Here is a 7,280-nt window from a genome sequence, read left to right on the forward strand (position 1 = left end):
TCATAAACCCGTATTTACCTGTCCATATATTGAGTGGTATTTCAAATAAGTTTCTTGCCTGAATCCACTGGATGCCTGCTTAAAACATGCAGGCATGACGAACGACGGTTGTCATTGCGGCAGGGTTTTAGCCGCAATCCAGTCTATCAAAAAAATGTTAACAGATTGGTTTATGGCTCAAAGTCTATTATTTGACTTTAAGGACAAATCATGAAAATTCTCCGCACAGAACAAAACGTTCCATCTCTTCCAAAACCCAACCAGTGTCGCGTTGTGTACTCCGATAAACTCCCACCCGTTGAACTAATTACCGCAACATTTGTATATGCATTTGACGGAGACCGCTTGCTCATGACACATCTCAAATCGCGCGGCTGGGACCTGCCCGGCGGCCATATTGAATCTGGCGAAACACCTGATCGTGCAGCCCGTCGAGAAGTCTATGAAGAAACAGGTGCCCGTCTAAATCAGATAGACATTTTTGCTCATATCCACATGCACATTGACGGGCCCGAACCCGATGATTATGCTTACCCTTATCCCGATTCCTACATGGTCTTTTACTGGGCACATATTGACACACTTGAAAATTTTAACGAAACCGACGAAGTGAGCGAACGCGGTCTATTTGGCCCTGAACGAACGCGACAAACCCATTATATCACAAACAACCGGGAACTCTATCGCGCTGCATTTGAATGCGCCGTTGACCTGACCCCCAAACCCGAAGCCCCCTGGAAACACAAAGCCTTTGCCCTCATCCTTCGTCTAGATCATTCGGGGTACAAACTCCTCGCTCTTTTGGGGTATGCCCCTTGTATTGAAAACCCGCCTCCACTGCGTTTTCCCGGCGGGAATTTGGACCCGGGAGAAACACCCGAAGAAGCTATGTATCGCGAACTCTACGAAGAATCGGGCCTGGGACGCTTAAAAATCCTTCGCAAACTCGGCGTTCACCACTATTACAAATACTACATCCAATCCAATGTCGAACGGCATGACTATCTACTCCTCGCCCCGCGCAACACACCCGACCAATGGTCTCATGTTGTCACAGGAAAGGACGCCGACGCCGATTACACCTTCAACTACCAGTGGATAGGAGCAGATGAAATCGACAGCCTCTCCGACGAACTCAACACATTTGTCACACCCGAACATATTCCCGAACTATTCAAATGAGTAGCCTCGAGATTTTTTCAGTAGTAAATCCCACTGATATCCCACCCAAAGACAGACACATCTACCCATCCAGTCCCGTCTCCTTCTTCTGCATTAATCTCAACACCCTCGCACGCCAGCAACACTCGCTGATTATCCACATGCGGCGTCAAACACCCTTTTGAATCCAAAATGCGATGCATGGGATACGTCTGTCCCGCCACGCGCTTCATATACGTAGGCAACACGCGGTAATACGAACGCGACACCCCCAGAACATCCACAATCTGTTTATACGTCATCACCTTCCCAAAAGGAATCTGTTTTACAACCCACAAAAATCGATCCAAGGTCTGATCAGGCACGGGATCATAACACCTGGACAAAACCCTGACCGGATCGCCTTCACAAACGACACCCCCGGTCAACACCACAGCCAAAAACCCCCTCTGATTCTCCAATGACTGAATCGGTTTTACGCCCAACGTCCCGATATACTTGCACACCTCACAATGATACGTCAACCGAACTGTAGCGGAATCCCCGAACTGCAAAACCGAACCCGACGGCAAATCGTCCAGCGGCAACCCGGCAACAACGACATTTTCCCGCAAATCACCCGGCTGCAATTTGAACGCCTGCAGAGTCTCCAGAGCAACCAAAAGCACCTGCCGCGGACCAACACCGCCTGCATTCGCATCACCTGCAATGCCAAAACGAGCGCGCAGCAAAAATTTACCATCGCGCGGTCTGGACAAAGGCAGTCCCTTCTCCGTCTTCATGAACAGAGAAATGACGCGCCCCTGTGTATCCATCTGCACGCTTTCCATTACTCCGACATCCATCCACCTGCGACCCGCGCCAATTCTTCCATCACGGGTTCATCGGTATTTCGCCGCTTCAAAATTTTAAATCCGTGATCCGCGGTATCCACCACATGAAGCGTCGCATTCTCCAGATTGCCCACCACCGGTTGCAACAGTTCTAAATTCGCCATCTTATCCCGCTGACCCGATAAAAACAGCATCGGCACGCGCACATCCTTCAAATGCTCGGCGCGCTCTGTATTTGGCTTGCTCGAATACAGCGGAAAAGCGAAAAACACAATACCCTTCAGCCCGTCAACAGGTTCTTCCGCACAAGCCATCGAAACCATCCGCCCGCTCATCGAATGTCCACCGGCAAAAACTGGCAACCCACGCGCCTGCTTCATCCCCATCTCTATAGCCCCACGCACAGTTGCCAACCGCACCTTCTCCCCATCCATGCCACCACCGCCCCTCTCCGAATAGGGATAATTAAAGCGCAAAGTCGCAATCCCCACATCGTTCAACGCATCGCTCAGTTCCTGCATAAAAAGATGCCGCATATTCGTACCCGACCCGTGACCCAACACCAACAATGTCTTTGCCCCGCGCGGTCGCGCATACAAAGCCGACACCTCACCCTTTTCCTCAGTCGCAATAAATTTCAACTCCTTCGGTTCAACAGCCATTTATGTCTCCTTTTGCCACGCAATATGAGAAGCCCGCGGCGTAGCGCAAAGGGGACCGCCGCGATCATCCGTCAACTTTAGCTTTACAACAATGGGATCGCCCGATTCCAGCGCCCGATTAACCTGCGCCCAATCGAGATGCCCAAGGCGAATTTTGAGCCGCCGAAACATCTCAAACTCACCGGAATCTCGCACCACCCCCCAGGAAAGATAAAAAAAGCGATCCGCGGGCCTGCCCTGTGCATAAGGACCCAAAAAATTGGGTGAACCATCGGGTTTCTCGCCAACCCTGAACTCGGGATAAAATACGACTTCGCGACGGTCTGCAGGAACCTGATCAACAACCTCTTTGCCATGCTGTATGCCGAGATAAACAGGTTCTTTAACCTCGGGATCGTGACCGTACGGATCTTCAAAACGCGTACCGGGCAATTCGGTACAAATCACTTTCAATTTCAGTTGGTTGTTTATCATGCACCACCTCTTTTCAGAACTTGCACCAAATGATATAACTAAGTATAGTATAAAAATTTGTTTATATCGCCCAATTCTTTAAAATATCGCGAAAGGAGACGCATGCAACCCAACATCATCTTGATCAACTGTGACGACCTCGGCTATGGTGACCTCGGCAGTTACGGCTCAACAATCAACAAAACGCCAGCACTAGACAAAATGGCTGCAGAAGGCATCAAATTCACCGACTTCTACATGGCATCTCCCGTGTGTTCACCCTCTCGAGGGGCCATGCTCACGGGCTGTTATCCCCCCCGCATTGGCTTTGGCTCTTTTGACGGGCGCTGGGTCCTCTTCCCCGGCCAGGGTGTGGGATTAAACCCCAGCGAAATCACCATCGCCGAACTCCTCAAAAACAAAGGCTACGCCACCAAAATAGTCGGCAAATGGCACTGCGGAGACCAGCCAGAATTTCTGCCCACCCGCCACGGATTCGACAGCTATTACGGCATTCCCTATAGCAATGACATGGGCATACAAAAAGAAGACGACAAAAATCCACCTCTGCCCTTATTGCGCGACGAAGAAGTCATCCAGGCACAACCCGACCAGCGTGGCATCACCGAACGCTACGTCGAAGAATGCGTCCGCTTCATGCGCGACAACAAAGATCAGCCCTTCTTCCTCTACCTCGCCCACATGCATGTCCATCTGCCCCACTATCCCCCCGAAGCCTTTGTCCGAGAATCGGAAAACGGCGTATATGGCGCGGCCGTCGCCTGCATTGACTGGGCAGCCGCCGTCATCTTCGACGAACTCAAAACTCTGGGACTCGACGACGACACCCTCGTCATCTTCACCAGCGACAACGGCTCTCGCGCCCGCGACGAAGGCGGCAGCAACAGCCCTTTGCGCGCCACAAAAGGCACCACCTGGGAAGGCGGTCAACGCGTACCGTGCCTCATGCGCTGGCCCGGCAAAATACCCGCAGGCGAAGTGTGCAGCGAACTGACGCTATCCATGGACTTTTACCCCACACTTGCAGTTCTCGGCGGTGCAGAAGTGCCCACCGACCGCATCATCGATGGCAAAGACATCCGCCCATTCATGTTCGCAGAAAAAGGCGCGACATCGCAACACGAATCCTTCTTTTACTACAAACGCAACAGCATCGAAGCCGTGCGGAGCGGCAAATGGAAACTCCACATCCGCAAAGACGACCAGGAAATCCGGGAACTCTACGACCTCGCAGCCGACATCGGCGAGACCAATGACATCAGTGATCAACACCCCGATATCGTACGGGATCTCAGAGCGCAAATTGACGCCTGTCGCAAAGACCTCGGAGACGATGCCGCGGGTATAACGGGCGAAAACATCCGCCCCGCTGGCCGCGTTGAAAACCCCGACACCCTCACGCATCTCGACCGCGACCACCCCTATATGATCGCTATTTACGACCTCAAAGAACGGGGTTAATATGGCCCTTACACCCGAACAGATCGCCCAGTTCAAAGCATTGGGATATATCCTCGTGCCCAATCTAATCGATCCCCCGGTATTGGACAATTGGCGCGCGCAAATTCGCGCCAAATTCGGCGATCTCTCTGACCCCGCCCAACAAAACGCCGCAGGACCGCCCCAACAACACCGCGAAGACATCACCATATTGAGAGGCTTTCGCTTTTCGCCAAAAGAAACACAACTCGTCAACCAGCCCAAAGTCAAAGCCATTGTCGATCACATGGGCGGCGGGCAATTTTGCGGAGAAGACGGCAACCTGCGCCTGCTCTGGCCCGAACCCAAAAGCGAATGGTGCTTGCCAGAGCGCGGGCACATCGACGGTTATCTCGGCAGACGGCGCACCATGCCTTTTCTCCTCGGATTGGCGACCTATATCTACGACGTGGAACCGCGCGGCGGAGGCACCGTCTTCTGGCCGCGCAGCCATATCAAATCATGGGAATTTCTTCGCAAACACCCCAATCACCTCAACCACAGCTTTAGAGAACACCCCGAATATCTCAACCTGGTCAAAGATATTCAACCCGTTGAACTGCATGCAAAAGCAGGCGATGTCATCTTCTGGCACTGCAACATCCTGCACGAAACCTCCCAAAACACCAGCAATAACATCCGCTATGGTCTTTTCGCCCGCCTCCCTCACAAAGACCAGGAGGCATTCCGAGACGAAATACCCGATGACCTCTGGAAACGCTGGCGGATATAGGTAAGAGGTAAGATATAAGAGGCTCTGCCAAAGTCGCCTGACCCAAAGGCGAGAAAAAAATAAAGCAGGTTAGCTGGTGAACCTGGCCGTTCAAAGGGCACTCGTATCAAAAAAACAAACCGCCATTACCGTTCGTCTCTTTCTTCATTCACAATCTTTGCCATAGACCCTTTGAACTTAGAAGTGATTCTGAGCACTTCCCTCATTGAGGCCGCATCATCCGCAGTGTCGCGGCTCAAATCCAATCCCCACAAGTCATCCTCATGCAGATCGTCCAATGATTCCCGAGAATGATTGGATTCTTCGAGTTGCTTTTCAAGCCTTCGCTTAACTTCCTTCAAATCATCGGGGGGAAGTTTGCAGAGGGTATCAATGAGTTTTTCGAGGTTACGATCGGCGTCTTTGTCAATACCAGTCATCTTTTCTCCTAAAAAATTTGGCAATGGCTTTATAGACCACCTTTAATACGATACCATACTTCTGAAATGAAGCAACCAGGAAACAAAAAGGATTCGCGCCAACAAGTAAATAGTTACTAACTCACGTTACGCAAGAACCACCGCGGCAGCCACCTGGTCAAGCGGTACATATCTTTCACCTGACTGCCCATTCATGGCTCAAAATGTACCCTCTCGCCTTTCATCTGTGCCCTTCCCTGTTTTCACAAGGACATGCCTGCGGATTAAATTCAGGTTGTGAACAAGTGTGCAATACAGCATATTTAAAGCAAAATGCGGTGTTTAGATGTCTGCCAATACAAATTATCGCTCAATTTCTGGAGAATTACCATTTTTTGGCCTGCCATTTGCTTTGTGTCTGACTGTTGCGCGTGTCCCACGCTTTCACCCCATCAGACGCGAGGCATCTTACATGGCAGACATTGACACTATATCCAAATACCTGATTCAACACTATCCCGACCACTTCGCCTGCTTCGCCCTCGCGCGAGACGATGTCGAGGTCATTGAGATCATCGAAACAGAGCAACCCACGGTCAGGGCACGCCGGGCAGACAGCTTCATTCGCGTGCGTATCGATGGTCAGGAGGCATTAGTCCACAACGAGTTTCAAACGACCGACAGCACCAATCCACCCATGCCGCGTCGCATGGCGGGCTATATCGGATACGCCATTGAGCATCACGGTCTGCCGATCTATTCCAATGTCATCTACCTGCGTCCCAATGCGGGACAGAACGATCTGGGATATTACATCCAGGAGGTTCCCGGCTACGAAATCGCGATTCGGTATCGCGTGATCAGACTGATCGAGATAGAAGGCCAACCCATCCTGAGCACGGGACATTCAGGGCTGATCCCATTCACGCCATTGATGAAGCCACCTGACGGGATGGCCTCTGATGCGTGGTTGCATCAGTGTATTCACACGGCTCGGACGCGCCCCATCGCTCGGTCATATAGGGCGGATTATCTCGCTGGCATGGTGGCCTTGAGCGAGTTAGTGTATGATTCTGAAGCCATTTCTGCTGTTATTTTTCAGGAGGACATCATGGATATCATCCGCGAATCATCTCTTTTTCAATCCCTTACCCAACAAAGCAGAGAGGAAGCCAGAGAGCAGGGCCTTGAGCAGGGGGTCAGGCAACGCGCCATTGAAGATCTCCTCGACGTGCTGGAGATCCGATTTGATATGCCCGAGACACACCCCCTATCCACTCGCATTGCCGCCATTGACGATTTACAACGCCTCAAGCTGTTGCTCCGTACGGCGGTACAGGTGCCCGATCTCGACGCATTTCAGCGCGTATTAGATGCGTAACGTGATTTCCATAAACCTGACGAGATACAGGGACACCGCGTAACATCTTACCTCTTGACCCCAAAAACTCAGATATTTATACTTTCTGTGAGACGCTCACCTTTGAAAGATGTTATATAATTTTTTTCATACAGATATAAAAATAGGAAGTGGTCATGG

At 51.3% G+C, this 7,280-nt stretch carries 8 protein-coding genes; 4 read left to right on the plus strand and 4 right to left on the minus strand.

What is annotated here, in order from left to right; all coding sequences use genetic code 11:
- The first annotated feature begins 210 nt into the window (after window positions 1–210).
- Window positions 211–1,182, plus strand: a complete 972-nt coding sequence (locus F4Y39_20360) for an NUDIX domain-containing protein (GenBank protein MYC16085.1) — start codon at window positions 211–213, stop codon at window positions 1,180–1,182.
- Between the two features lie 17 nt (window positions 1,183–1,199).
- Here F4Y39_20360 and F4Y39_20365 read toward each other — a convergent pair whose 3' ends face one another.
- The 3 genes from F4Y39_20365 to F4Y39_20375 are packed head-to-tail and all read right to left on the minus strand — an operon-like array spanning window position 1,200 to window position 3,130.
- A complete protein-coding gene (locus tag F4Y39_20365) occupies window positions 1,200–2,006 on the minus strand; it encodes a hypothetical protein (protein MYC16086.1) in 807 nt (268 codons plus the stop codon).
- Entirely contained in the window at window positions 1,991–2,656 is a 666-nt protein-coding gene (locus tag F4Y39_20370; protein MYC16087.1) for an alpha/beta hydrolase, read from the minus strand. The genes F4Y39_20365 and F4Y39_20370 overlap by 16 nt, the downstream gene beginning before the upstream one ends.
- Entirely contained in the window at window positions 2,657–3,130 is a 474-nt protein-coding gene (locus F4Y39_20375; GenBank protein MYC16088.1) for a hypothetical protein, read from the minus strand. It abuts the gene before it with no gap.
- A gap of 102 nt (window positions 3,131–3,232) precedes the next feature.
- On the opposite strand from F4Y39_20375, the gene F4Y39_20380 reads away from it, so the two are divergent.
- Both F4Y39_20380 and F4Y39_20385 read left to right on the plus strand, forming a co-directional pair.
- Window positions 3,233–4,591, plus strand: coding sequence for a sulfatase (locus F4Y39_20380; GenBank protein MYC16089.1), 1,359 nt, complete (start codon window positions 3,233–3,235; stop codon window positions 4,589–4,591).
- 1 nt (window position 4,592) lies between these two features.
- Entirely contained in the window at window positions 4,593–5,342 is a 750-nt protein-coding gene (locus F4Y39_20385; protein ID MYC16090.1) for a phytanoyl-CoA dioxygenase family protein, read from the plus strand.
- A 125-nt stretch (window positions 5,343–5,467) separates the two neighbouring features.
- Here the strand turns inward: F4Y39_20385 and F4Y39_20390 are convergent, their stop codons facing one another.
- On the minus strand, window positions 5,468–5,761 hold the full coding sequence (locus F4Y39_20390; protein MYC16091.1) for a hypothetical protein: 294 nt from the start codon (window positions 5,759–5,761) through the stop codon (window positions 5,468–5,470).
- A gap of 451 nt (window positions 5,762–6,212) precedes the next feature.
- Here F4Y39_20390 and F4Y39_20395 point away from each other — a divergent pair, with 451 nt between their 5' ends.
- Entirely contained in the window at window positions 6,213–7,121 is a 909-nt protein-coding gene (locus F4Y39_20395; GenBank protein ID MYC16092.1) for a hypothetical protein, read from the plus strand.
- Window positions 7,122–7,280: the final 159 nt, after the last annotated feature.

Source organism: Gemmatimonadota bacterium, assembly GCA_009838845.1.
GTDB lineage: Bacteria > Latescibacterota > UBA2968 > UBA2968 > UBA2968 > VXRD01.